This is a genomic window from Ferrovibrio terrae (assembly GCF_943371255.1).
In the GTDB taxonomy this organism is placed as follows: domain Bacteria; phylum Pseudomonadota; class Alphaproteobacteria; order Ferrovibrionales; family Ferrovibrionaceae; genus Ferrovibrio; species Ferrovibrio terrae_B.
Genome location: NZ_CALRUC010000062.1, coordinates 1 through 26,040, shown reverse-complemented (window position 1 = coordinate 26,040; position 26,040 = coordinate 1). Strand labels below are relative to the sequence as shown.

General features: G+C 65.3%; 22 protein-coding genes. 15 read left to right on the top strand and 7 right to left on the bottom strand.

The annotated features are described in order from the left end of the window. Positions 1-107: 107 nt before the first annotated feature. The 4 genes from flgH to flgF are packed head-to-tail and all read right to left on the bottom strand — an operon-like array spanning position 108 to position 3,283. Positions 108-923, bottom strand: coding sequence for a flagellar basal body L-ring protein FlgH (flgH, locus tag AAG799_RS13865; protein WP_341896852.1), 816 nt, complete (start codon positions 921-923; stop codon positions 108-110). 26 nt (positions 924-949) lie between these two features. Further along, a complete protein-coding gene (flgA, locus tag AAG799_RS13860; protein WP_341896850.1) occupies positions 950-1,717 on the bottom strand; it encodes a flagellar basal body P-ring formation chaperone FlgA in 768 nt (255 codons plus the stop codon). Positions 1,718-1,746: 29 nt separating this feature from the next. Then, positions 1,747-2,532: a flagellar basal-body rod protein FlgG gene (gene flgG / locus AAG799_RS13855; RefSeq protein WP_341896848.1), complete on the bottom strand. Its 786-nt coding sequence runs from the start codon at positions 2,530-2,532 to the stop codon at positions 1,747-1,749. A 28-nt stretch (positions 2,533-2,560) separates the two neighbouring features. Next, complete coding sequence (flgF, locus tag AAG799_RS13850; RefSeq protein WP_341896846.1) at positions 2,561-3,283, bottom strand: flagellar basal-body rod protein FlgF; 723 nt, start codon at positions 3,281-3,283, stop codon at positions 2,561-2,563. A 249-nt stretch (positions 3,284-3,532) separates the two neighbouring features. Here flgF and AAG799_RS13845 point away from each other — a divergent pair, with 249 nt between their 5' ends. The 7 genes from AAG799_RS13845 to AAG799_RS13815 all read left to right on the top strand — a co-directional run bounded on the left by AAG799_RS13845 (position 3,533) and on the right by AAG799_RS13815 (position 12,142). Beyond that, on the top strand, positions 3,533-4,030 hold the full coding sequence (locus tag AAG799_RS13845) for a flagellar basal body-associated FliL family protein (RefSeq protein ID WP_341896844.1): 498 nt from the start codon (positions 3,533-3,535) through the stop codon (positions 4,028-4,030). A 15-nt stretch (positions 4,031-4,045) separates the two neighbouring features. Beyond that, a complete protein-coding gene (fliM, locus tag AAG799_RS13840) occupies positions 4,046-5,080 on the top strand; it encodes a flagellar motor switch protein FliM (protein WP_341896843.1) in 1,035 nt (344 codons plus the stop codon). Next, positions 5,080-5,643, top strand: a complete 564-nt coding sequence (locus AAG799_RS13835) for a DUF6468 domain-containing protein (RefSeq protein WP_341896841.1) — start codon at positions 5,080-5,082, stop codon at positions 5,641-5,643. Before fliM ends, AAG799_RS13835 begins: the two co-directional genes overlap by 1 nt. Then, a complete protein-coding gene (locus AAG799_RS13830; RefSeq protein ID WP_341896839.1) occupies positions 5,640-6,560 on the top strand; it encodes a hypothetical protein in 921 nt (306 codons plus the stop codon). Before AAG799_RS13835 ends, AAG799_RS13830 begins: the two co-directional genes overlap by 4 nt. A 158-nt stretch (positions 6,561-6,718) precedes the next feature. Then, entirely contained in the window at positions 6,719-8,173 is a 1,455-nt protein-coding gene (locus AAG799_RS13825; RefSeq protein WP_341896837.1) for a DUF1217 domain-containing protein, read from the top strand. A 50-nt stretch (positions 8,174-8,223) separates the two neighbouring features. Then, positions 8,224-8,592, top strand: a complete 369-nt coding sequence (locus AAG799_RS13820; protein ID WP_341896835.1) for a response regulator — start codon at positions 8,224-8,226, stop codon at positions 8,590-8,592. Positions 8,593-8,761: 169 nt separating this feature from the next. Beyond that, a complete protein-coding gene (locus AAG799_RS13815) occupies positions 8,762-12,142 on the top strand; it encodes a hypothetical protein (protein WP_341896833.1) in 3,381 nt (1,126 codons plus the stop codon). Positions 12,143-12,163: 21 nt separating this feature from the next. Here AAG799_RS13815 and fliP read toward each other — a convergent pair whose 3' ends face one another. The 3 genes from fliP to AAG799_RS13800 form a co-directional block, all read right to left on the bottom strand. After that, positions 12,164-12,931 carry a flagellar type III secretion system pore protein FliP gene (gene fliP, locus AAG799_RS13810; RefSeq protein WP_341896831.1) on the bottom strand — a complete coding sequence of 256 codons (768 nt, stop codon included), beginning with the start codon at positions 12,929-12,931 and terminating at the stop codon, positions 12,164-12,166. Beyond that, a complete protein-coding gene (locus tag AAG799_RS13805) occupies positions 12,931-13,326 on the bottom strand; it encodes a flagellar biosynthetic protein FliO (protein WP_341896829.1) in 396 nt (131 codons plus the stop codon). The genes fliP and AAG799_RS13805 overlap by 1 nt, the downstream gene beginning before the upstream one ends. Before the next feature lie 84 nt (positions 13,327-13,410). Continuing rightward, positions 13,411-13,710 carry an EscU/YscU/HrcU family type III secretion system export apparatus switch protein gene (locus AAG799_RS13800; RefSeq protein WP_341896828.1) on the bottom strand — a complete coding sequence of 100 codons (300 nt, stop codon included), beginning with the start codon at positions 13,708-13,710 and terminating at the stop codon, positions 13,411-13,413. A gap of 159 nt (positions 13,711-13,869) precedes the next feature. On the opposite strand from AAG799_RS13800, the gene flgB reads away from it, so the two are divergent. The 8 genes from flgB to AAG799_RS13760 form a co-directional block, all read left to right on the top strand. Further along, positions 13,870-14,280, top strand: coding sequence for a flagellar basal body rod protein FlgB (gene flgB, locus AAG799_RS13795; RefSeq protein ID WP_341896826.1), 411 nt, complete (start codon positions 13,870-13,872; stop codon positions 14,278-14,280). A 37-nt stretch (positions 14,281-14,317) separates the two neighbouring features. Further along, positions 14,318-14,728, top strand: a complete 411-nt coding sequence (flgC, locus tag AAG799_RS13790) for a flagellar basal body rod protein FlgC (protein ID WP_341896824.1) — start codon at positions 14,318-14,320, stop codon at positions 14,726-14,728. Positions 14,729-14,755: 27 nt separating this feature from the next. Next, positions 14,756-15,055: a flagellar hook-basal body complex protein FliE gene (gene fliE, locus AAG799_RS13785; protein ID WP_341896821.1), complete on the top strand. Its 300-nt coding sequence runs from the start codon at positions 14,756-14,758 to the stop codon at positions 15,053-15,055. Between the two features lie 103 nt (positions 15,056-15,158). Continuing rightward, entirely contained in the window at positions 15,159-15,425 is a 267-nt protein-coding gene (gene fliQ, locus AAG799_RS13780; RefSeq protein ID WP_341896820.1) for a flagellar biosynthesis protein FliQ, read from the top strand. Positions 15,426-15,431: 6 nt separating this feature from the next. Then, entirely contained in the window at positions 15,432-16,196 is a 765-nt protein-coding gene (fliR, locus tag AAG799_RS13775) for a flagellar biosynthetic protein FliR (RefSeq protein ID WP_341896818.1), read from the top strand. 9 nt (positions 16,197-16,205) lie between these two features. Continuing rightward, a complete protein-coding gene (flhB, locus tag AAG799_RS13770; RefSeq protein WP_341896816.1) occupies positions 16,206-17,306 on the top strand; it encodes a flagellar biosynthesis protein FlhB in 1,101 nt (366 codons plus the stop codon). Positions 17,307-17,309: 3 nt separating this feature from the next. After that, positions 17,310-19,628, top strand: coding sequence for an ATP-binding protein (locus AAG799_RS13765; RefSeq protein ID WP_341896814.1), 2,319 nt, complete (start codon positions 17,310-17,312; stop codon positions 19,626-19,628). Positions 19,629-19,858: 230 nt separating this feature from the next. Beyond that, positions 19,859-26,040, top strand: a 6,182-nt coding sequence (locus AAG799_RS13760) for a hypothetical protein (RefSeq protein ID WP_341896812.1), incomplete at its 3' end; no start/stop codon positions are given.

The following is a 26,040-nucleotide window of genomic DNA, read 5'->3' as shown; positions in this document are numbered from 1 at the left end:
GCGTTTGCTCTCGCCCCTGGCGTTTTGCCGCGGTTCGCATCCTGCGATCCTGACGCGCTTTCTGGCGTGCCCGAACTTCGGGCGGGGCGGAAAATCCCTTTCGTGTCTTAGAAGGGGAAGATGATGTCGTAGATCTGCTGGCCCCAGCGGCCCTGCTGCACGTCGGTCAGCTGACCGCGACCGCCGTAGGCGATGCGCGCTTCGGCCATCTGGGTATGCACGACCGTGTTGGTGGCGGTGATGTCTTCCGGCCGCACGATGCCCTGGATCATCAGCTCACGCACTTCGTTGTTCACGCGGACTTCCTGGCGGCCCTGCACGACAAGATTGCCGTTCGGCAGCACCTGGGTGACCAGCGCGGCCACCACCAGGGTGATCTGCTCCTGGCGGTTCACCTGGCCCTTGCCCTGCACCTGCGAGGTGGAATTCATGGTGACCATGTTTGCCGGGTCGATGTTGCGGAACACCTTGTTCATTGCCGAGGGCGCACCCTGGTTGGTCAGCACACCGCCGACACCATCACGCGCAGCCTCGAGGCCGAGGAAGTTTGGCAGGCCCTGCGTCTCGCTGTTGTCGCGCGAGGTCGTGGTGTCGTTCTGCAGCTGGGCGCGTTCCTGGATGTTGATATTCACCGTCAGGATGTCGCCCACCTTGGTGGCGCGCGGATCCTTGAAGAACTGGCGTGCACCCGGCCGCCACAGCGAATTGGCATGGCGCGGCGTCACTTCCGGCGACGGCATCGGCAGGCTGACCGGGCGGTAGTCGCGCGCTTCGGTCGGGTTGTCGATCTTGCTCAGCGGCGGCGCCGAGCCGATATCGCCCAGGCGGCTCAGGTTGCCACAGGCGCCCAGCGAGAGGGCGAGGCCGGCGGTGGCTGCGATCCGCAGTAGCGCGGCGAGCGAAGAGGGGGGATGGCGGGTCATGGCGGGTGTCCTTCTCAACGCGTCAATCAATTCGAGGCAATGATGCTGGGTGCGGTGACAACCTGCACCAGGTTCATGCCGGTCACGGTCGCCTGGATCGTGCGCTTGCTCTGCAGGTTCATCACCTGGACCACGTCGCCGATGCTGCCGGCCTCCATGGCACGGCCGGTGGTGGTGATGGTCATGCCCGGCACCTGCGCCACCATGGTGACCAGGCCGTTCTTGGTGATGGCTTCCGGCCGGCCGATATCGGAACTGCGGATCGGCAGGCCGGCGGCCAGCGCGCGGCGCGGCGTCTGGCCGACCAGCTCTTCGATGCGGTCGATATAGCCGGCACCATAGCGATGGGCCGGCACCTGCAGCCATTCCACGTCATTGCGGTTGATCACCTGGCCGGTGGCAATGCGGCTTTTCAGCACCGGGATGGCTTCCACGGCCTGGGCCCGGCCGCTCAGCTTCAGCGTTTCGGTGCTGGCGTTGCTCGACACGGTGGCATAGAAGCGGCCGCTGCGCTGATCGTAGGAGAAGGCGTCGACCTGGAAGGCCGAGGTCGCGGAGGCCGGCACCTCGATCTCGTTGCCCATGCCGTGGAAGTGGATTTCCACGGGGCGGCCACCATTGCGCTGCTGCACCATCTCGGCGATGCGGCGGCCGATTTCGCGTTCGCCGATCACGCGCACGGCACCAATCGAGGCCACCTTGGTCTGCGCCGAAACCGGCTGGGCAGGAACGATCGGCAGCGCCAGCGTGACAGCTGTGATGCCGGCGAGAAGAAGAGTGCGAAGCGAGGCCATGGTCGGTCTCCGTGATACGCGTTAAGCCGTTACCGCAGGCGGGTTGCGGTCTGCAGCATTTCGTCCGAAGCGGTGATGATCTTGGAATTCATTTCGTAGGCGCGCTGCGCGGTGATCAGGTTGGTGATTTCCTGCACCGGATTGACGTTCGAGGTTTCGACGTAACCCTGGCGCAGCACACCGAAGCCGACGGCATTCGGATTACCCACGGTGGCCTGACCCGAAGCGGCGGTTTCAAGGAACAGATTGTCGCCGGTCGCTTCCAGGCCCGCCTCGTTGACGAAGGTGGCGAGCTGGATCTGGCCGAGCTGCTGGGCATTGGTCTGGCCCGCGATGCGCGCTTCCACGATGCCGGTGGCGTCGATATTCACCGACAGCGCACCCTGCGGCACGGTGATGGCCGGATTGAGCAGGTAGCCGTCGACGGTGACGAGCTGGCCCTGGGCATTGACCTGGAACGAACCGGCGCGGGTATACGAGGTTTCGCCAGACGGCAGCGTGACCTGGAAGTAGCCCTTGCCGCTGATGGCAAGATCGTAGGTGTTGCCCGTGGTGGTCAGGTTGCCCTGTTCATGAATACGGTAGACGCCGGCGGTGCGCACGCCGACACCGATCTGGATGCCCGAGGGCACGATCGTGTTGGCATCCGACGAGGTCGAACCCGGGCGCCGCATATTCTGATACAGCAGATCCTGGAACTCGGCGCGCTGGCGTTTGAAGCCGGTCGTGCTCATGTTGGCGATATTGTTCGAGATGACTTCAACATTGAGCTGTTGAGCCATCATGCCGGTGGCACCGGTGCTGAGCGAACGCATGATCTAGGTCTCCTGGTCCGTCAATTCATTAATTCTGGCGGCCGAGCCGCTGGATGGCTTGCTTGAGGCGATCGTTCTCGCCGTCGATCAGGTTCTGCGTGCCCTGGTACTGGCGCAGCAGATTGATCATGTTGGTCATTTCGACGATCGGCTCGATGTTCGAGGCTTCCAGCATGCCCTGCACCAGCGTGGTGGTGGCCGGGGCATCGATGGTGTCCTGCGTGGTTGCGAACAGGCCCTGGGCGGTCTTGCGCAATTCCTGTTCGTTCTGGAAGTTCACCAGGTCGATCTTGGCGACCTGCTGCTGGCCGACATTCAGCGCGCCATCCACGGCCATGGCCGGGGTGCCCTGACCATCGGGGATGATGATGTCGCGGCCGCGGTTATCCAGAACCGGATGGCCGCCCGAGGTCACCAGGCGGCGGTCGGCATCCAGACGCAGATGGCCGTCGCGGGTGTAGCGGCGACCCTGCGGGGTATCGACTGTGAGGTAGCCGCTGCCGCTGATGGCGAAATCGAAGGTGTTGCCGGTCTGCTCCAGCTTGCCGGCGCGGAAATCGCGCAGCACGGCCCAGTCGTTGACGAAGCTGGTCTTTTCCTTGGCGTTCGGGCCCTTGAGGTATTCCTCGAACATCACCCGCTCGCCCTTGTAGGCGTTCGAATTCATGTTCGCCATGTTGTTGGCGAGCACATCCATCTGGCGACGCATGCCCGACAGGCGCGAAAGACCGATGTAAGTGGTATTTTCCATGACACGAAACTCGCGGTTAGCCGTTGTTGCCGGTAGTATTGCAGGCAGCGTGCCAGTTTAGTTTTAACCGGAAAACGGCCATTTATTTTCAATTTTCCGGCAACCCGGCGGTTTTTGACCGGGGCGGGGCGGACCAAACCCGGCAAAAACTGCCGGCCTTTGACAAAGTGTTAACTGTGGGCCCTTACCAATGGCATCCGGAGTGAACCGGCAGACGCCGGATTCTGGTGCCAGGGATGTGTGGCAGGCATGAGTGACGACACCGAAGGCCAGGGCGAAGGCGAAGGCGAAGGCGCACCAAAGAAGCGCGGCAAACGGGCAATCGTGATCGTTGCGGCTGTCCTGGTCCTGCTGCTGCTCGTGGGCGGCGGCGGCGCGGCCTATTTCTTCTTGTTCGCCGGCAAGACCGAGGAAGCCGAGGTCAAGCCCGAACTCCCCAAGGTGACAGTCTTCTATGATCTGCCCGATATTCTGGTGAACCTGAATTCCACCGGCCGGCAGGCGTCCTATCTGAAGCTGAAGGTGTCGCTGGAGCATAATGACCCGCTGTCGACGCCGAAGCTGAACGAACTGCTGCCGCGCGTGATCGACAATTTCCAGATCTACCTGCGCGAACTGCGCCCGGACGATCTGGTGGGGTCGGCCGGCCTGTACCGGCTGAAGGAAGAACTGCTGATTCGCGTCAACCAGGCGGTGGCACCGCTCAAGATCAATGACGTGCTGTTCAAGGAAATGTTGATCCAGTGATCACACGAGGCGTCCATGGCGGATAATCCCGAAGACGGCGGCGCCGAATGGGCCGGCGGCGACGGCGGCGATGAGGCCGGCGGCTCCACCAGGATTCTGAATCAGGACGAAATCGACAGTCTTTTAGGCTTCGATGCGTCCGTAGAAGAAGAATCAGACCGCGCGGGCATCCGCGCCATCATCAACAGCGCGCTGGTTTCCTACGAACGTCTGCCGATGCTCGAGGTGGTGTTCGACCGCCTGGTGCGTCTGATGACCACCAGCTTGCGCAATTGCACCTCGGATACCGTCGAAGTCTCGCTCGACAATATTACCTCCATCCGTTTCGGCGATTACCTGAACTCGATCCCGCTGCCGGCCATCCTCAGCGTCTTTCGCGCGGTGGAGTGGGACAACTATGGCCTGCTGACCGTCGACAGCTCGCTCATCTATTCTATCGTCGACGTGCTGCTCGGCGGTCGCCGCGGTACGGCGGCGATGCGCATCGAAGGTCGTCCGTATACGACCATCGAGCGCAACCTGGTCGAGCGCATGGTCAACGTGGTGCTCGACGACATGCGCGCCGCCTTCGAGCCGCTGGCGCCGGTTAACTTCTCCTACGACCGCATCGAGACCAACCCGCGCTTCGCCACCATCGCCCGCCCGGCCAATGCGGCAATTCTTGCCCGCCTGCGTGTGGACATGGAGGATCGCGGCGGCCGTCTTGAGCTGCTGCTGCCCTATGCCACGCTCGAGCCGGTCCGCGAACTTCTGCTGCAGATGTTCATGGGCGAGAAGTTCGGCCGTGACTCGATCTGGGAAAACCACTTGGCGACCGAATTGTGGTCCACCGATGTGGAAATCGAAGCTGTGCTGGACGAACAGGTGATGACACTGGGCCAGGTGATGAACCTGGAGGTGGGCAAAACCATTATGTTCAATGCCACGCCGGAATCTGTGATTATGATGCGCTGCGGCGGCATCTCCATGGTTGAAGGCCGCATGGGCCGCATGGGCAACAATATCGCCGTCAAGATAGACCGGACGCTCAAGAACCTGGGAGGTGTGTGATGACGCTGACCATGATGGTTGAAATTGTTGTGGCCGTTCTGCTGCTGGTGACGCTCGGCATTTCTCTGGTGCTGAATCGCCGGCTGGGCAATCTGCGTGCCAACCAGGAAGAAATGCGCCGCCTGATCGGCGATTTCGACAAGGCGCTGGCCAAGGCGCGCCATGGCATGACCGAACTCAAGACCGCATCGGCCACCGCCGATACCGCCCATGAAGAGCGCATGAAGCAGGCCAAGACGCTGCGCGAGGAGCTTGGCTTCATGATCGAAACGGCGGATCGTCTGGCCGATCGCCTGGCCGGCGAGGCCAGCAGCAACCGCAGCGCACGCCAGGACCGCACCCCGGGTGAGCGCACGCCGATGGATCGCGTGATGGACCGTGCGACGATGGAGCGCAAGGCCGAACCCGTCGCGCGCGGTCAGGCGCAGACGCCGGTGACGCCATTCCCGCCGAAGCGGCCCGCTGCCGGCGCGGCTCCGGCAGGTGATGCACGCAATTTCAAGATCGAACCGCGCTCCGAGGCCGAGCGTGAGTTGCTGATGGCCCTGAGGCAGGCGCGATGAACATTGCCGCGTCGCGGTCGCCGGTGGCAGGAACCAGCGCGCGTCGCAGTCTGGCCAGTCGCGTGCGTGTGCTGCCCTTGACGATTCTGGCCGTGGCTTTGCTGCTCGGCCTTAAGATCGGCGCATTGTGGCAGGGCAGGGGTGAGCTTTTCGTCACGCCGGCCGGCGCGCAGCAGCAGACCGGACAACAGCAGACCGGCCAGCCGACACAACTGACACCGCAACAGCAGCCGGCACCGCAACAGATGGCGCAGGCTCCCGCGCCGCCGCAGCAGACGGCCCCGGCACCGGCCGCCGGTCAGCCGGCGGCACAATCGCCGCAGTCGATGGCGCCGCGTCCGGGCTCGGCCACGATCCAGTCGCTGGCGGAGAAGGATCCGACCACGTTCACCCGCGCGGAAATCGATCTGCTCGCCAATCTGGCGCAGCGTCGCGACCAGATCGAACAGCGCGGCCGCGAGATCGATCTGCGCGAAAGCCTGCTGGGCGCCGCCGAGAAGCGGCTGGATGACCGCATCGCCGAATTGAAGAAGCTGGAAGCCAGCATCAAGCAGATCGTGCAGCAGTACGACAAGCAGGAAGAGCAGAACCTGCAGGGCCTGGTGAAGGTCTATGAGAATATGAAGCCCAAGGATGCCGCGCGCATCTTCGAGAAGCTGGAGCCGAATATCCTGCTCGGCGTGGTCGAGCGGATGAAGGAAGCCAAGCTGGCACTGGTGCTGGCGGATATGGCGCCGGCCACCGCGCAGGATCTCACGGTGCGGCTGGCAACCCGCAAGCAGATTCCGCCGAGCGTGCGTGCCGGCGCGGAAAGCCAGTTGCAGGCGCCGCCGGCTGCAGCAGCGGCACCGGCCGGGGCGCAACGCGCGCCTGCCGCTGGGGCGGCGCCGGCACCGCGCGCGGGCACGGGCGGCTGAGAACACGGTTAATTGAAGGTTAACGCGTTGTTCCGGCAGGCAAAAGCCGGTATTGCCCCGCCCGGTATCCGTGGTAAAATTGTTGCCAGATATTTCAAGCGTGCCAGCCCAGAATAGGTTCGGCACACCATCACCACTGCCGCAGGAGGCGAGCAAGGATGGCTATCGATCTCACTGCGCTTCTGTCCGGTGCAACGCCCAGTTCGGCGACCGTATCGCCGATGGCGATGTACAAGAAGCTGCAGAAACTTGCCGAGCAAAACGCGCAAGGCGATGAAACCGAGACCGCCAAGGAAAAGGCGGCCGAGATTACGCGCGACTTCAACAATGCTGCCGTGCGCCTGCGCAACAAGCAATACAAAGAGCAGAACGCGCAGGTTCAGAACGACACGGTCTACTACAAGAACCGCGCAGCCACGGCGGCGACCTCTGCCGAGCTGGTCAACGACGACCGCTTCCTCAAGGTACTGGCTTACGGCAACGGCTTCGGCGATCTGTATCTCAATAATCGCCAGAAGCTGCGCGATATCCTGCTCAGTGATCTCAACGACCCGAATTCGGCGGCGCGCCTGGGCACGCTGAAGGAAGTCGAGCTGGCCAAGAAGTACAATTTCGGCGCCACCGGCGATCAGTACGATGTCGATGGCAATGCCATCGGCTACGACCCCGATGGTAAGCTGGTCAATGATGGCACCGGTTCGCCGCCGCTGCCGGCGAGCCTCGCCAAACTGCGTGGCCTGGTGATCGATCTGAATGGCAAGGCGGTGTTGACCGACACGCCGGCCGTGCCGGCGACCGACAACAAGCTGGTGCAAAGCATCGGCCTGGCCGAGGGTGATGCCCGGTCCTACGCCACCTCGCAGACCAAGGCGCTGCTGCAGGAGCAGAAGCCGCCGGAGAAATCCAGCGTCAATGCGGTCTACGAGTTCGAAAGCACGGAATACCAGAAATTCCGCGAGCGCAGCGATGTGCAGCTGGAGGCCGTGTACTACAAGGAAAACATTGACGGCATCAAAACGGTCGATGACCTGTTCGACAGCAAGAATCATCGCCTGCTGAAGTTTATTCTGAATTCCTATGGCCTTGCCGGCGAGGAACAGTATCCCGGCAAGATCCGCAAGATTCTCGAAAGCGATCTGAGCGACGTCAACTCGCTGGCCAACCGGTTCCAGGATCCGCGCTATCAGCAGCTGGCCAAGGATCTCAGCCTGCCTTTCGCGGGCGTGGTCAAGCTGAAGCTCGGCTCCACCACCCAGGACATGGTCACGCGCTATGAACGCCTCGCCTATGAGCGGCATCTCGACGAGCAGGCGCCGGGCGTGCGCGCCGCCATCGAGTTCGCCCGCCGCATCAAGGATGTGAGCATGACCGTGCAGCTGCTGGGCGATGCGGTGCTGCGCGAAGTTGTCACCGTGGCCAACAACATCCCGCAGGAACTGGCCTATCAGGAAGTCGACAGCCAGGTGACGGCGCTGGAACGGCGCGTCGACGTCAAGGCCCTGAAGGAAGACAAGGGCGAGGTCGAGAAGCTGGTCATACGCTACCTGACCTTCAAGGATACCGGCAGCAGCGGTGTCGGCTCGCAGAGCTATCTGCTCAATCTGTTCGGCTAGGTTTTCTCACGCGGCTGGGCTAAGCCATCGGGATGGCTTTTGACTGGTCCATGCCGATTCTGGTGGTCGATGATCACCGCACCATGCTGGCGATCGTGGCCAAGCAGCTCCGCGACCTGGGTTTTCGCGACATCGATACCGCCGGCGATCCGGTCACCGCGCTGACCATGATGCACCAGCGGCGCTATCGCCTGATCCTGTCGGACTGGAACATGGAGCCGATGAGCGGGATCGCCTTCCTCGACACGCTGCGCCGCGATCCGCTTTATGCCGATACCCCCTTCATCCTGGTCACGGCCGAGAGCCGGCCGGAGAACGTGCTGGCAGCCCGCAGGCTCAGGGTCGATGGCTATCTGGTGAAGCCGTTCGATGTCGGCGGCCTGCGCGCCAAGCTTACGGCCGTGCTGGGGCCCTTCTGAGGGCGTTCCGGCCTGCTGCCGGCGCCGCAGACGGGCCAATCTGGTCGAAAGAACAATCTGTTAACGGTATCGCCTTATCCTGACAGGCTCTTATAATTGGCAGCCCGGGATGCGAGTCCCGGCTGCGTCAGTCGAACCGGTGCAGACCGAAACTGTGCAGACAGGGAGTATGGCGAAGAGGCGCGGCACAGGCAGTGCGTCAGGCGAGCCGCAGGTTCGCCAGGGGCGTGCGCTCGATGGCAGGGTCGCCGGTCTTCTTGTGACCGGCGCGATCGGCCTTGTCTTGTCTGTTGCGCCGGCCACCACCACCCTCGCCCAGGACCAGGAGCAGCGGAATACACCACCGACGCAGCAGCCTGCCGCGCGTCCCGCCGCACCGGCTGCCGCGCCAGCGGCCAGCGCCGTGAAGATGCGGGCCGGCGAGCACCCCACCTATACCCGGCTCGTCTTCGACTGGCCCGAGCGTGTCGAGTTCGCCTTGAGCACCGAGGGGCGTCAGGCCGCGGTGCGCTTCGAGCGCAATGCTGCCATCGATCTCGGCCGGCTGGTGCAATTCCCGCCGCGCGGCGTCACCGGCCTGTCCGCACGCAGCGAAGGCGGCGCCAGCATCGTCAGCTTCACCATAGGCGAAGGGGCCGGCGTGAAGGCCTGGCGTGACGGCGCGAAAGTTGTGCTCGATGTCAGCCAGGCGGCCGATCCGAAGGCCGCCGAACAGAAGCCGGCCCAGGCTCCGACACCGGCGCCCGCACCGGCTCCGGCTGCAAAGGCCCCCGAACCAGCCCGGCCAGCGACGCCTGCACAAGCGACGCCAGCACCGACACCCGCTGCCACTGCGCAGGCCCCGGCCGCGCGCACCCCGGCACCGATGGCTGCGGCGCCCACCGCGCCAACCCCCGTTGTGCCACCGGCCGCACTCGGCACGGCGCCGGCGCCCGCATCGGCACCGCAGGCTGCTCCGCCATCGCAGGCCAACACGGCACCTGCCGCTGCCGCTGCAGGGCAGCAGCAGGACCGCAATGCCATGGTGCCCACGGTCGCCAACAGCGGCGTGCCGCTGGCGGCACCGGTGCGCGGTGTCGGCACGGCGGCCCTGGGGACGTTCATGCCGGCGCCGGCCACCGACCGGCTCACCGGCGAACCGCTGGTGCCATCGGTCGATTCAACCCGCACCGGGCCCTTGCTGAATTTCCCCTGGACCCGCCCGGTGGCCGTCACCGCTTTCCTGCGCAACGGCATGCTGTGGCTGGTCTTCGACCGCAATGCCGTGGTCGATCTGCGGCCGATCACCACGCGTGACTGGGGCGGCGCCATCAATGGCGTTGAACAGTTGCCGGTGCCGGGTCTGACCGTGCTGCGGCTCACGGTGCCCAGCGGCACGACGGCCAGTTTCACCCGTCGCAATGCCGGCTGGCAGATCAGCATCAACACCATTCAGCCCGAACAGCTGGTGGCGAAGGAAACCGCACCGGGCGCGGTGCCGGAAGACGCCAACACTGTGAACAACCGCCTCCCCGAGATCGATGTGCGGCGCCAGCTCGATGCCGATGGTGGCGCCAAGCTGTTCTTCGCCGCCAACGATCCCGGTGTGCAGATCAGCGTGCCTGACCCCGATACCGGCGACAGCCTGATCGTCATTCCGTTTGCCGGCGCCAATGGCGGCGTGCTGAGCCGCCGCGATTTCATCGAGTTGAGCGTGCTGCCCAGCTTCCAGGGCTTTGCCATCGAGCCGCATACCGACAACCTGGTGATCAACCGTTTCCCGCGCGGTGTCGAAATCGGCTCGGCAAACGGTCTTTCCCTGTCGGCGCCACGCGGTGCCGACCCGAAAAGCGGCACCCTCGATATCCTGCAGTTCAGCGAATGGCGGCGTGTCGACGGCAAGTCGTATTCAGAGCAGGAAGAGAATCTGCTGCGCCGCATTGGCCTGAGCGGGCCCAATCAGCGGCAGGCCGCGCGCATGGCCCTGGCGCAATTCTATTCGGCCAACGACATGCAGCCCGAAGCACTCGGTGTTCTGGCCAAGGCGCGGGCGGAGCAGCCGGATCTGGAGCGCGACAAGATGTATCGCGCCCTGCGTGGCATCGCTTACTTGCGCATCGGCCGGCTGACCGACGCAGCCAATGATCTCGATTCCAAGATTTTTGACGATGACCCCGACGTGCTCGCCTATCGCGGCATGCTGGCGGCAGAACGCGATGACTGGCCGGCGGCGCGGCGGGCTTTCTCGCTGGCCGGCGCGGCGGTAGCGAAATTCCCGCCCGAACTGCGTGCGTCCCTGCGTCTGACTATGGCGCGGTCCTGGCTTGCCGGCGGCGACATCACCGCAGCGACGGCGGAACTGCGTGCCCTGGACGGCGATACGCTCAGCCGCGGCCAGGCGGCGGAAGGCAATTACATTCGCGGCCTGCTGGCCGATGCGACCAACAAGCCGGAAGAGGCGATCCGCTATTTCGACCTTGCCTCGGGCAGCGGCGACCGCCGCGCGCGTGCGCTGGCGGAATTCGCCAAGACCGAGATGATGCTGGCGCGCAAGCTGGTCAACACGACGCAGGCCATCGAGCGGCTCGACAGCCTGCGCTTTGCCTGGCGCGGCGGCCCGTTCGAATTCAACCTGCTGCGCCGTCTGGGCGAACTGCAATTCGCCATCGGCGACCTGCGCGGCGGCATCAACACCTTCCGCCAGCTGGTGAAATACTTCCCGCGTTCGCCGGAAATGCCGCTGCTGACCAAGCAGATGAGCGACGAATTCGCCAAGCTGTTCCTCGATGGCGGTGCCCAGGCGCTGCCGCCGCTGAATGCACTGGCATTGTATTACGACTATCGCGAGCTGACGCCGGTTGGCCCCGAGGGCGATGAAATCATCAGCAAGCTGGCCGATCGCCTGGTCTCGGTCGACCTGCTCAATCGCGCGGCCGAACTGCTCGAGCATCAGATCCAGTATCGCCTGCGTGGCGAGGATCGCGCCCGCGCCGGCGCGCGGCTGGCGGTGGTCTATCTGCTGGACCGCAATCCCGATGCCACACTGAAGGCGCTGCAGAACACCCAGGCGGCCAACCTGTCGCCGTCGGTGCAGCAGGAGCGCACCCTGCTGCAGGCGCGCGCGCTGGGCGATCTCGATCGTTTCCCCGAGGCGCTCAACCTGATCGGCCAGGACCAGAGCCCGGAAGCCCGCGCCTTGCGCTCAGAACTGCATTGGCGCGCCAAGGACTGGATCGCCTTTGCCCGCGTCGCCAGCCTGATGCTGGGCAATCGCGACACCGATCCGGCGCCGCTGTCGGCCGATGAACGCAAGCAGGTGATGCAGCTTGCGGTCGCCTATGCGCTCAGCAACGACACTGCCGCGCTTGACGAGCTGCGCCGTCGCTACGATGCCAAGTTCCGCGATACGCCGGATGCAGCCACCTTCGCCGCGGTGTCCTCATCGGTCTCGCGCAATGCCAGCGATCCGCGCCAGCTGGCGCAGACGATTGCGCAGGTCGGGCAATACGAGGCCTTCATGAGCCGCTATCGCGAGCGCGTGGCCCGCGGCGGATTGAGCGCGATCAACTGAAAAAGACGCGGTTCCGCACCGTCATCTCGCGATGAAGCTCTCGACCAGGGCGGCGCAGACCAGGTTCCAGCCGTCCACCAGCACAAAGAAGATCAGCTTGAACGGCAGTGAGATCATCACTGGCGGCAGCATCATCATGCCCATCGACATCAGCACGCTGGCGACCACCATGTCGACCACGATGAAGGGGATGAACAGCAGGAAGCCGATCTCGAAGGCGCGTTTCAGTTCGCTGATCATGAAGGCGGGCACCAGCACGCGCAGCGGGATTTCCTCGGCTGTCGCCGGCGGCGCCACCTTGGCGAAGCCGGAGAACAGCGCCAGATCCTTCTCGCGCACATGGTTGCGCATGAATTCATGGAACGGTGCCACCGAGCGGTCGAAAGCGGCGCGTTCGTCGATCCGTTCCTCGATCAGCGGCTGCACGCCGTCGTTATAGGCGCGCTCCAGATAGGGCTGCATGATGAAGAAGGTGAGGAACAGCGCCAGGCTCATCAGCACGGTATTCGGCGGCGTCGACTGCGTGCCCATGGCGCTGCGCAGGATCGACAGCACCACGACGATGCGCACGAAGCTGGTGACCACGATCAGGATCGACGGTGCCAGCGCCAGTACGGTGGTCAGCGCCACCAGCTGGATGACGCGGCCGGTCAATGTGCCGCCCTGGCCGAGGTCGATGTTGACCGATTGCGCCAGCAGCGAGGATGGCATCAGCAGCAGGATGAGGCCGAGGCCCAGCGAATAGGGCAGGGCAGGGCGCAAATTCAGGCGCGACAACAACAGGCGCATCAACGGTCACGTCCCTCTGGTTCACGGCCGGGATCACGGCCCGGAACGCGCAATGTCGGCCAGCCGCCTGAATCTTCGGCGGTGGTGGCCGGCTTCTGGCCGGTGCCTGCCGTCCGCGCCGGCGGCTGGGTCACCGGAATATTGCCTTCGATCACCAGGTCGCCATGGGTGCCGAGCAGCAGCAGATGTTCGGTATCGTCGCGCCGTACCAGCACCAGGCGGCGCGTGCCATCCACCGGCATGCTGTCGATCACGCCGATGCGCTGGCCGGCGCGCCATTTGCCGCCGCGCTGCGTCGAGCCCGAGAGAGCGCGGGCACCGTAGTAAAACAGCGCGAGCAGCAACAGCAGGCCGCCAAAGGCCAGTGCGACTTGGGTGTAGTCTATGTTTTCCATACCGATGGTCCGTGATTGCGGGCTACTGTGGTGGCCGGCGGCGAGTCGGGTCAAGCTGATAGGGTTGACCCCGCCGGCAGTGGCTCAGTCTCCGGGCGTCTTGCCCTGGGTGCGATAGATATAGCTGAGGATTTCCGCCACGGCGGCGAAAGCCTCCACCGGGATCAGGGCATCGATATCCAGCTTGGACAGGATTTCGACCAGGTCGGAGTCCTTGTGGATGGTGACGCCGTTATCGAGGGCAATTCTGACGATCTGCTCGGCAATATGCCCCTCGCCGGTCGCCACCACCCGGGGGGCATCTTCATGATCGGTGTCATACCGCAGCGCCACCGCCTTTTGTTTTGGCGGTTTTGCAGGGTTTTTGACAGGCGGTTCGGCCACGGGCGTCCTGGTCTGGGCTGATGGGGCGGAGCAGATGCGGCATCCTACCACGCTCCCGGGTTAACCGAATCTTTAGAGGCTGGGAGTCAGCCTGCGAGCCAGTCAAAAAGGCCTGCCGGGTCCGGATCGTCCGGGCCGCGGGCCGCTTCAGGTAACGGTATGGATCTCGACAAGATCAACGTGCTCAAGGCAATTACCCGCCGGATGGACTGGCTGGGTGAGCGTCAGCGCGTGCTGGCCGAGAATGTCGCCAATGCCGATACCCCGAATTACAAGCCGAAGGATCTCAAGCAGGTCAGCTTCGGCGAACTGGTGCGCAACAGCCAGTTGTCCGGCGGTGCCGCGGTCACGCAGCCCGGCCATTTCCGCAGCCTCAGCGGTCGTGGCAGCGAGCAGTGGAAAACCGCCAAGTCGGGCAACTACGAAACGGCGCCGAACGGCAACGCGGTCAATCTCGAGCAGCAGATGATGAGTATTGCCGAGAACCAGGCCGACCATAACTTGATGACCAGCCTTTATCGCAAGCAGGTCGGCTTGCTGAAAAAGGCGATTGGCAACCGCCAGGGCTAACCGGCCAGGGCTAACCGGACAGCGACGGAGACGGCGCATGGACCTTAAGAACGCGATGAAAATCTCTGCCTCGGGCATGCGGGCCCAGGGCGAGCGCCTGCGGACGATTGCCGAGAACCTGGCCAATGCCGATTCTCTGGGCAAGACGCCGGGCAGCGACCCCTATCGCCGCAAGGTGGTGAATTTCAAGTCCGAGCTCGACCGCGCCATGGGCGCCAACCTGGTGAAGGCGCAGAAGCCGCAGCAGGACCGTTCGGATTTCGAGCTGAAATACGATCCCGGCCATCCCGCCGCCAATGCCGACGGCTATCTGAAGATGCCGAACGTGAAGTCGGTGATCGAAATGGCCGACATGCGCGAAGCCCAGCGCACCTATGAAGCTAACCTGAACGTCATCGACTCGGCGAAGGCGATGCTGAACCGGACCGTCGATCTGCTGCGCGGCTGATCCGGTCGGATATGAAGGAGTTAAACCATGGCTGACTTGCGGATTGCCAATACGCTTGGCGGGCTGGCCGGTATCGCCGGCGGCATGGATGCCGGCAAGGTCAAGGGCGACAGCGGCTTCGGCCAGATGCTGGGCGAGGCGCTGCAGGACACGCTCAATGCCCAGAAGACCGCCGAGGCAACCTCGGCCAAGGCCGTGTCCGGCAAGGCCGATGTCACCGATGTGGTGACCGCGGTGACCAATGCCGAAATGACCCTGGATACCGTGGTGGCGATCCGCGATCGCGTGATCAGCGCCTACCAGGAAATCCTGCGCATGCCGATCTGACCGGCCTGCGGGCGGGTCTTGCGGGCAACGCGGTTTGAGTCCCCCGCCTTGGGCTGGGGAAACAGCACACAATCAGGTAAGATCGGCGGCGGAGACCGAATCGATGACGGCCGTCGAAGTTGTAGACGTTATGCGCGAAGCCATCTGGGTGCTGCTCAAGGTGGCAGGCCCGGCCATGATCGTCAGCCTGGTGATCGGCCTGGTGATCTCGCTGTTCCAGGCCGTGACCCAGCTGCAGGAACCCACGCTCACCTTCGTGCCGAAAATCCTGGCGATCTTCGGCACCCTGGTCATCACCATGCCGTTCATGATCGGCGTCATGGTGAGCTTCATGGAGCAGCTGGCCCTGCGCATCGCCGGTCTGGAGTAGCCGGCGGTGCTGCAGGAGATCGTCGCCGGCAATATCTACGTGTTCGTGCTGATCTTCTGCCGCCTGGGCGCTGCGATGATGGCGCTGCCGGCCGTAGGCGAAAGCTCGGTGCCGTCGCGCTTCCGTCTCACCATCGCGCTGCTGACCTCGGCCCTGGTGGTGCCGATCCTGGGCCCGACCCTGCCGCCAATCCCGGCGCAGCCCTTCCATATGGCCTTCCTGGTGATCAGCGAGCTGGGTTTTGGCCTGGCGCTCGGCATGATGGTGCGCCTGATCATGTCGGCCATGCATGTCGCGGGCACCATCATCGCGCTGCAGGCCGGCCTGGCGGCGGCGATGTTCTTCGATCCAAACCAGGGCGGCCAGAGCGTGCTGGTCTCCAGCGCGCTGACCTTCCTCGGCATCGGCCTGGTTTTCGCCACCGACCTGCACCTGCTCGGCCTGCAGGCGGCCTACGACAGCTATGTGCTGTTCCCGCCGATGCAGGCGCCGTCCTTCGGCGATTTCGCCGATTCTGCCGTGCGGCTGGTGGCCGACGGCTTCGCGCTGGGCATGAAGCTGGCGGCGCCCTTCATCGTCTATGGCATTGTCTTCAACGTGGCGCTCGGCCTGCTCAACCGCCTGATGCCGTCGCTGCAGATCTTTTTCATCATGCAGGCGCCGCAGATCGCCATGGCCTTTGTCGTGCTCGGCCTGTCGCTCGGCGCCATCGGCCTGTCATTCACCACGCATGTCGAGGGACACATGGCGCAGTTCCTCGCCCCGCGCTAGGAGCGGACGATGTCGGAAGACACTGATCCAGACTCCAAAACCGAAGACCCTTCCGGGAAACGGCTTGCCGATGCTGCCGACAAGGGCAACATCGCCAAGTCGATGGAAATCAGTTACTGGTTCACCTTTCTGGCGGCCACCATCGCGCTGTGGATGCTGGCGGATTCGCTGTCCAGCCGCGTGGTCGGCGCCACCACGGTGTTTTTCGCGCAACCGCATCTGATTCCGGTCGATCCCAGCCAGCTGACGCGCATCGCCGTCGACCTGATGATGGATCTGGGCATCGTGTTGTCGCCGGTGCTGGGCCTGTTCGTGCTGGCCAGCTTCGCCGCCAGCATGATCCAGAATCCCATTCACGTGACCTTCGAGCGCATCAAGCCGAGCCTGGACAAACTGTCGCCGATGGCCGGCCTGAAGCGCATGTTCGGCCTGCAGAACCTGGTCGAATTCATCAAGAACATCGCCAAGATCGCCATTATCGGCGGCATCCTGCTCGGCATCCTGATCCCCGAGCTTGACGAGCTTGAGGTTCTGATCGATCTCGATCTCAGCGTCATCCTGCCGCTCTGCCTCACCATCACCATCAAGGTGGTTGGCGCGCTGCTGGGCATCATGTTCGTCGTCGCCATCGCTGACTATGTCTACCAGCGCTACAACTACATGCAGCAGCTGCGCATGACCCGGCAGGAGTTGAAAGACGAATACAAGGAAATCGAAGGCGATCCGCTGATCAAGGCCAAGCTGCGGCAGTTGCGCATGCAGCGCGCGCGTCAGCGCATGATGACCGCCGTGCCGCAGGCCAGCGTGGTGGTCACCAACCCGACCCACTTTGCCGTGGCGCTGAAATACAATCAGGGCCAGTCCGAGGCGCCGATCGTGGTGGCCAAGGGCGCCGACAATATCGCCAAGCGCATCCGTGAGATCGCCGCCGAGAACAAGGTGCCGATCGTCGAGAACCCGCCGCTGGCGCGCGCGCTCTTCAAGGTCGACCTGGACCAGGAAATTCCGGTCGAGCATTTCCGCGCCGTGGCCGAGGTGATCTCCTATGTCATGAAGCTGAAAGACGGCATCGACACCACATACGACCCCAAGGTCGAGACGGTCGAATAGCGCATGACGCTGTCCTTTGCTTCGCTGATCGGATCGCCGCGCCGCCGTGCCGCCTGGCTCTTGGCCGAAGCAAGCCCGTTTGCCCGCGCCATCACCCGCGGCCACGACCTGCTGGCCGACAACACGGCCTATCGCGTGCTGGCGGCGCGGCTCGGCAACGAGGGCGGCCATGCGCCCGATGTGCTGCTCGGCGGCGAGATCGGCAATGCCGAGACCATTTCCCGCCTGCAGAGCCTGCTGCCGCTCGGCCGTGCGGTGCAGGAGGATGTTGCCATCCACGGTGCCGGTGGCGTGTTGTCGCTGCGCGTCACCGCCATGCTGGCGCCTGGCCGGCGCAACTGGGTGATCTGGGATATCCAGGAGGTGGCCGACAATGCCGCCGCCCTGGTGGCGGTGCGCCAGCAGCGCGACGAGCTGGCGGCCTTTATCGACAACGCGCCGGTCGGCCTCTATTCGGTGGCGCCCGACGGCCGCTTCCTGTTTGCCAATCGCAGTTTCGCGGCTTGGGTTGGCACGGTGCCCGAACAGCTGGTCGGCAGCGATCTCCTGCTGGCCGATGTGCTGAGCCATGGCGAGGCACGCGAGAACGAGGCGATGACGCCGGACTGGGCCGGCGGCGAAGCCAAGCTCAGGCCGCTGCCAGAAAGCGGCGCCGGTGACAATGGCACTGATGACAGCAGTGCCGGCCTGCGGCTGGTCAGCGTCAGCCAGACCATGGTGCCCGATGCGGATGGCAGGCCGCTGCGCTACAGCGCCGTGGTGCATGATCTGGGACTGGAGCTGCGCCAGCGCGGCACACTGCGCCCGGTCGAGGCCGAATTCCGCCGCTTCTTCGACCAGGCGCCGATCGGCATCCTGGTGCTCGACTCTGCCGGCACGATCCGTGAGGCCAATGCGGCCTTCGCCCAGCTCTGCGGCCGCGAGGACTGGCTGGGCCAGCGGCTGGCCGCCCTGGTGCGCGAAGAGGATGCGCTGATGCTGACCCGGCATCTCATCGCGCTGCGGCGCGGCGAGACCTTCAGCCGCGCCCTGGAAGTGCGGCTCGACGGTCCGCGCGAGCGCGTGGTGGAGGTGTTTGCCGCATCCTCGGCCGAACGCGATGACGGCCAGTCGGCGCAACTGGTCTATCTGGTCGATACCACCGAGCAGCGCAGCCTGCAGACCCAGTTCCATCAAAGCCAGAAGATGCAGGCGGTCGGCCAGCTCGCCGGCGGCATCGCGCATGACTTCAACAACCTGCTCACCGCGATGATCGGTTTCTGCGACCTGCTGTTGCAGCGGCATCAGCCCGGTGACCAGTCCTTTGCCGATATCATGCAGATCAAGCAGAATGCCAGCCGTGCCGCCAATCTGGTGCGCCAGCTGCTCGCTTTCTCGCGCCAGCAGACCCTGGTGCCCAAGGTGCTGGATATCACCGATGTGCTGGCCGATCTGCGCAACCTGATCGGCCGGCTGATCGGCGAGACCATCACGCTGAAGATGGTGCATGGCCGCGATCTCGGCCTCATCAAGGTCGACCAGGGCCAGCTTGAACAGGTGATCATCAATCTTGCGGTGAATGCCCGCGATGCCATGACCGAAGGCGGCGAACTGCTGATCCGCACGCTCAACCACGCGCTTGAGTATGCGATGCAGCTCGGCACCGAAACGATCCCGCCCGGCGATTATGTGCTGATCGAGGTGACAGACAGCGGCCACGGCATCGCGCCGGAAAACATGGCCAAGATTTTCGATCCGTTTTTCACCACCAAGGCAGTCGGCGCCGGCACCGGCCTCGGCCTGTCCACCGTCTACGGCATCATCAAGCAGACCGGCGGCTTCATTCATGTCGAAAGCGCGCCGGGCGAGGGCGCCTGCTTCCGCCTCTACCTGCCGCGGCACAAGCCGACGGCCGATGATCTGCCCGCCAGCCGCGACGATGCCCGTCCCGACAGCCGCGATCTCACTGGCCAGGGCCTGGTCCTGCTGGTCGAGGACGAGGATGCGGTGCGCGCCTTTGCCGCCCGGGCGCTGCGCAACAAGGGCTACACCGTCATCGAGGCGGCGTCGGGCGAGCAGGCTCTGGCCCTGCCGGAAGACCAGCTCGACCGCGTCGAGCTGCTGATCTCGGATGTGGTGATGCCGAACCTGGATGGTCCCAGCCTGGCCGCCCAGCTCAGAACTCGCCGGCCCGACCTGAAAATTCTGTTTATCTCTGGTTACGCTGAAGACAGCTTGCGCACGAATATGGCGAAATCCGCCCATGTTAACTTTCTTCCGAAGCCGTTTTCGCTCAGTCAGTTGGCCGGCAAGGTGAAGGAAGTGATGGATAGCCCGGCCTGAGCCGCCGGCGCCCGGCTGTATCCGCCGTGGTCCGGATTCGCGACCATAGGCCGCACCCGGAGTGATTGCGAAAATATATCAAATTTCCCTAGAATTTGATGGATTTTTAGGCCGTGCCGGGCGACCCTGTGCACGGTGGGAATCGTCGCTTGGTTGCGGCGTAAATTGGGCGCGGCCGGTGCTGACAAAGCATGCGGGGTGTGCTGCAGGCTCTAGGGAAGAATTTCAAAGTGGCCAGCATTAGCCTCTATTCGGCGACGCAAATCGCGGCTCTGCCCACGACCGCGATTCAGGGACTCGCCACGACCGAAATCCAGTCGCTGAAGTCGACCCAGATTGCCGCACTGTCCCAGAGCGCCATCGAAACCCTGAGTTCCACGCAGATCGACGCGCTGCGCACCACGCAGGTCAAAGCCCTCACCGCCGCGCAGTTCGGCTATCTCGACAGCTCGCAGCTTGTCTTTGATGCGGCGCAGCTCGCCGTGCTGTCGACCGGCCAGTTGCAGTCCTTCAGCACGACCAATCTGAATGCGCTCGTTACCACGCAGACCCAGGCGCTGAATGGCAGCCAGATTCGCGCGCTCACCACCACACAGATCGCCGGCCTGCGGGTTTCCGATATCGCGGAACTGACCACCACGCAGATCAAGAACCTGACCGGCTCGCAGGTGGCGGCGCTCGAAACCGCCGACCTGAATGCATTCGATACCGCGCAGATCCAGGCGCTGAGCGCCACGCAGATCCGCGCACTGACCACCGCACAGGTTGCCGCGCTGACCACGACGGCGATCAGCGCGCTGAGCGCGACGCAGGTGCGGGGCCTGAGCGGCGCGCAGATCGGCGCGCTGAACCAGACCCAGGCCGGTGCGCTGACCAGCACGGCGATTGCCGGACTGGCGCCCGCCCAGGTGCAGGCGCTGAGCACGACCAGTCTGAACGCGCTCGACACGACGCAGCGGCGCGCGCTGACGACGGCGCAGGTTGCCAGCCTGACCGTCACGCAGATCGCATCGCTCGAAGCCACCGATGTTGCCGACCTGACCACGGCGCAGGTGAAGGCGCTGACCGCGACGCAGCTGCGCGCCCTGACCACGACCAACCTGAACACGTTGGATGCGACGCAGATCCAGGTATTGTCGGCGACGCAGGTGAAGGCGCTGACCACGACGCAGATTGCCGGCCTGCGCACCACCGATATCGCCGAGTTGAGCACGACGCAGCTGAAGGCGCTGACGGCGCCGCAGTTGCGGTCCCTGAGCACCACCAATCTGAACAGCCTGGATACCTCGCGGACGCAAGCGCTGTCGGCGTCACAGATTGCCGCCCTGACCGCGACGCAGATCACCGCGCTCTATTCGGACGATGTGGCTGAACTGTCATCGACCCAGATCAAGGGGCTGACCACCACGCAGATCGCGGCATTCGAGACCTCCGATCTGAATGTCCTGAATGCCGCGCAGCTGCAGGCGCTGTCGGCGACGCAGGTGAAGGCCCTGACCACATCGCAGATCGCGTCGTTGACGACGACGGCGATCGGCAGCCTGAATGCGGCGCAGGTCAAGGGGCTGACCACGACCCAGATCGGGCAGTTCAGCGAAACCCAGGTCGGTGCGCTGACCGGCACCGCGATTGCCGGGCTGGGCGCCACGCAGTTGCGCGCGCTGAGCACCACCAACCTGAATGCACTCAACACGACGCAGGCGCAGGCGCTGGCCGCCTCGCAGGTCAAGGCCCTGACCACGACGCAGATCGCGGGCCTGCGCATCGCCGACATCGGCGACCTGACCGCGACGCAGCTCAAGGCGCTCGGCACATCGCAGTTGCGGGCGCTGAGCACGACCAACCTGAACGCGCTCACCGCAACGCAGACGCAGGCGCTGGGCGGAGGGCAGATCAAGGCCCTGACCACGACGCAGATCGAGGGTCTGCGCACCGTCGACCTCGGTGAATTGAACACGACGCAGCTCAGGGCACTCAGCACCGCGCAGCTGCGGTCCTTGAGCACGACCAGTCTGAATGTGCTCGACGCGGCGCAGGCACAGGCGCTGACCGGGTCGCAGATCAAGGCCCTGACCACGACGCAGATCGCGGGCCTGCGCACCACCGATATCGGCGAACTCAGCACCACGCAGGTGAAGGCGCTTGGCGCGGCGCAGGTGCAGGCGCTGAGCAGCACCAACCTGAACGCGCTCGATACGGCACAGGCGCAGGCCTTGACCGCCTCCCAGGTCAAGGCCCTGACCACGACGCAGATCACCGGCCTGCGCACCACGGATATCAGTGAACTGACCACGGGACAGTTGCGCGCACTCAGCACGGCGCAGCTGCGCTCTGTGAGCACGACCAACCTCAGCGCCTTCGACCCCGCGCAGACGCAGGCATTGACGACGACGCAGGTTCGGGGCCTGACCACGGCGCAGATCGCCGGGTTGCGCAGCACAGATATTGCCGAGCTGACCACGGCGCAGATCAAGGCCCTGACCACCGCGCAGGTGGCGGCGATCGAAACCTCCGACCTGAAGGGGCTGTCGGCCGCCCAGCTGCAGGCGCTGACGGTGTCGCAGGTCAAGGCCTTCACCACGACCCAGCTTGGCGCCTTCGGTGCGACGCAGGCGGGCGCCCTGACCAGCGGGCAGCTGACGGCGCTGAACACCACGCAGCGCGATGCCCTGGCGCTGGCGACCATCGGCAGCCTGACGGTGACGCAGGCACGGCGTTTGACTGCCGATCAGTTCGCATCGCTGACGGAAACCCAGGCGGCCGAGCTGACCACCACGGTGCTGACGGCGCTCGCCGGCACGCAGCTCGCGGCCTTGACCACCACCGCCCTGAATGCGCTCGGCACCAGCCAGGTGCAGGCGCTGACCACGCAGCAGATTCCCGCACTGACCACCACGCAGATACGCGGCCTGCGCACCACCGATATCGGCGAGTTGAGCACGGCACAGATCAGCGCGCTCACCGCGACCCAGGTGGCGGCGCTTGAGACCACCGACGTGAATGCGCTCAGCACTGCCCAGCTGCGGGCGCTGTCGACGACACAGGTGCGGGTGCTCAGCACCACGCAGCTGGTTGCCCTGAGTGTGACGCAGGCCGGGGCGCTGACCTGGGTGCAACTCGATGCGATGAGCGCGGCGCAGCGCGATGCGCTCGCGGCCGCGACCATCGGCACCCTGACCACGACGGAGCTGCAGGCGCTCAGCACGACGCAGATCGCGGCGCTGACCGAAACCCAGGCCGCCGCCCTGACGCCGACCGGGCTGACCGCGCTCAGCGGCACGCAACTCGCGGCATTCACCACCACAGCGCTGAATTCGCTGACTGCGGCGCAGGTGCAGGCGCTGAGCACCACGCAGGTTGCCGCGTTCACCACCACGCAGATAGCCGGCCTGCGCGCCAGCGATCTCGCCGAACTGACCACGACACAGATCGGCGGCCTCACCGCCACGCAGGTATCGGCCCTCAGCCCGACGCAGATCGCCGGCCTCGCCACCACGCAGGTGGCGGCGCTGAGCAGCACCGCGCTCAACGCGCTGAACACCACGCAGGTGCAGGCGCTGAGCACGCAGCAGGTTGCTGCGTTCAGCACCACACAGATCGCCGGCCTGCGGACCAGCGATATCGCCGAACTGAGCCCGACGCAGGTTGGCGCCCTCACCACCGGCCAGCTGGCGGCGCTGAGCACCACCAACCTGAATGCGCTCAGCACCGGCCAGGTGGCTGCGCTGGGCAGCACGCAGATCGCCGCGCTGAGCACCACGCAGATCGCGGGCCTGCAGTCTGGCGATATCGCCGAGCTGGGCGCGACGCAGATCGCTGCCCTGACCACCACGCAGGTTGCAGCCCTTGGCCCGGCGCAGCTGGATGCGCTGTCGACCACGCAGCTGGGCGCGCTGACGCCAGAGCAGGTTGCCGCGCTGTCCACGACGCAGATCGGCGCGCTGGATGCCAGCGCCATTGCCGCGCTGAGCACGGCGCAGCTGCAGGCGCTCAGCACGACGCAGATCGGCGCGCTGAACGAGACACAGGTGGGCGCGCTCGCCCCGACGGCGCTGTCGGCGCTGGCCACCACCCAGGTGGCGGCCCTGACCACCACGGCGCTCAATGCCCTGAACACCACGCAGGTGCAGGCGCTGTCGGCGGCGCAGGTGCAGGCCCTGACCACCGCGCAGATCACGGGGCTTCGCACCGGCGATATCGCCGAGCTGAGCACGGCGCAGATCGGCGCCCTGACCGCGACGCAGCTGGCCGCGCTTGAGACCAGCGACCTGAATGCGCTCAGCACCGCCCAGGCGCAGGCGCTGTCGGCGGAGCAGGTTGCCGCGCTGACCACCACGCAGATTGCCGGCCTGCAGACCACGGATATCGGCGAGCTAGGCACTGCGCAGATCCAGGGCCTGACGACGACGCAGCTGGCGACGCTGAGCACCACCAATCTGAATGCCCTGAACACCGCGCAGGTGCAGGCGCTGTCGGCGGAGCAGGTGCAGGCGCTGACCACGGCGCAGATCGCCGGCCTGCAGACCACCGATATCGGTGAACTGGGCACGGCACAGGTCGCCAGCCTGACCACCACGCAGGTGGCGACGCTGAGCACGGCGCAGCTGGACGCCCTCGCTCCTACCCAGCTGGGCGCGCTGACGACAGAGCAGATCTCGGCGCTCACCACCACGCAGGTCGCCTCGCTCGGCACGGCCGCCATCGCCGCGCTGAGCCCGTCGCAGCTACAGGCGCTGACCACGGAACAGATCGGCGCGCTGACCGAGACCCAGATCGGTGCGCTCAGCCCGACGGCGCTGTCGGCGCTGGCCACCACCCAGGTGGCGGCGCTGAGCACCACCAACCTGAACGCGCTCACCACCAGCCAGGCACAAGCGCTGACGGCGGAGCAGGTTGCTGCCCTGACCACGACGCAGATCAAGGGCCTGCGCACCAGCGATATCGCCGAGCTGAGCACCGTGCAGGTGCAGGCCCTGACCACGACGCAGGTGGCGGCGCTGGAAACGGCCGACTTCAATGCACTGAGCACCGCGCAGGTGCAGGCGCTGGGCGCCGAGCAGATCGCTGCGCTGAGCACGACGCAGATCGCCGGCCTGCGCAGCAGCGATATCGCTGAACTGGGCACGGCACAGGTAGCGGCGCTGACGACAACACAGGTCGCCGCGCTCAGCACCACGCAGCTGGATGCCTTCGCCCCCACGCAACTGGGCGCGCTGACGGCAGAGCAGGTTGCGGCACTGACCACCACGCAGGTCGCTGGGCTCGATGCGAGCGCGATTGCCAGCCTGAGCACGACACAGCTGCAGGCGCTGACCACGGCGCAGATCGGCGCACTGACCGAGACCCAGGTGAGCGCGCTCGCCCCGACGGCGCTGTCGGCGCTGGCCACCACCCAGGTGGCGGCGCTGAGCACCACCAACCTGAACGCGCTGACCACCAGCCAGGTGCAGGCGCTGGGCACGGCGCAGATCGCCGCCCTGACCACGACGCAGATCGCCGGCCTGCGCACCAGCGATATCGCCGAGCTGAGCCCGACACAGGTCGGCGCCCTGACGGCGACGCAGGTGGCGGCGCTGGAAACCGCCGACCTGAACGCGCTGACCACCAGCCAGGTGCAGGCACTGGGCGCGACGCAGATCGCCGCGCTGACCACAACACAGATCAAGGGTCTGCGCACCAGCGATATCGCTGAACTCGGCACGGCGCAGGTGGCGGCGCTGACGACGCAGCAGGTTGCGACGCTGAGCACGGCGCAGCTGGATGCGCTGTCCACCGCGCAGCTGGGTGCACTGACGACGCAGCAGATCGCGGCGCTCAGCACCACGCAGGTCGCCTCGCTCGACACCACCGCCATCGCCAGCTTCAGCACCACCCAGTTGAGGGCGCTGACGACGCAGCAGGTCGGCGTGCTGAATGAGACCCAGGTCGGTGCGCTGACCACGACGGTGCTGCCGGCGCTTGCCGGTACCCAGGTGGCGGCCCTGACCACCGCTGCCCTGAACGCTCTGACCACCAGCCAGACGCAGGCGCTGAGCACGACGCAGGTGGCGGCGCTGGCCACGACGCAGATCGCCGGGCTGCGCACCACCGATATCGGCGAACTGACCACGACGCAGATCGGCAGCCTGACCGGCCCGCAGCTGGCGGCGCTGAGCACCGGCAACCTGAATGCCCTGACCACGGCGCAGACGCAGGCGCTTAGCGCGACGCAGATTTCCGCGCTGACCACGACGCAGATCGCCGGCCTGCGCACGACGGATATCGCCGAGCTGGGCACGACGCAGATCCAGGGCCTGACCGGCCCGCAGCTGGCGGCGCTGGGTACCAGCAACCTGAATGCGTTCGACACCACCCAGGCGCAGGCGCTGAGCGCGACGCAGGTGGCGGCGCTGACCACGACGCAGATCGCGGG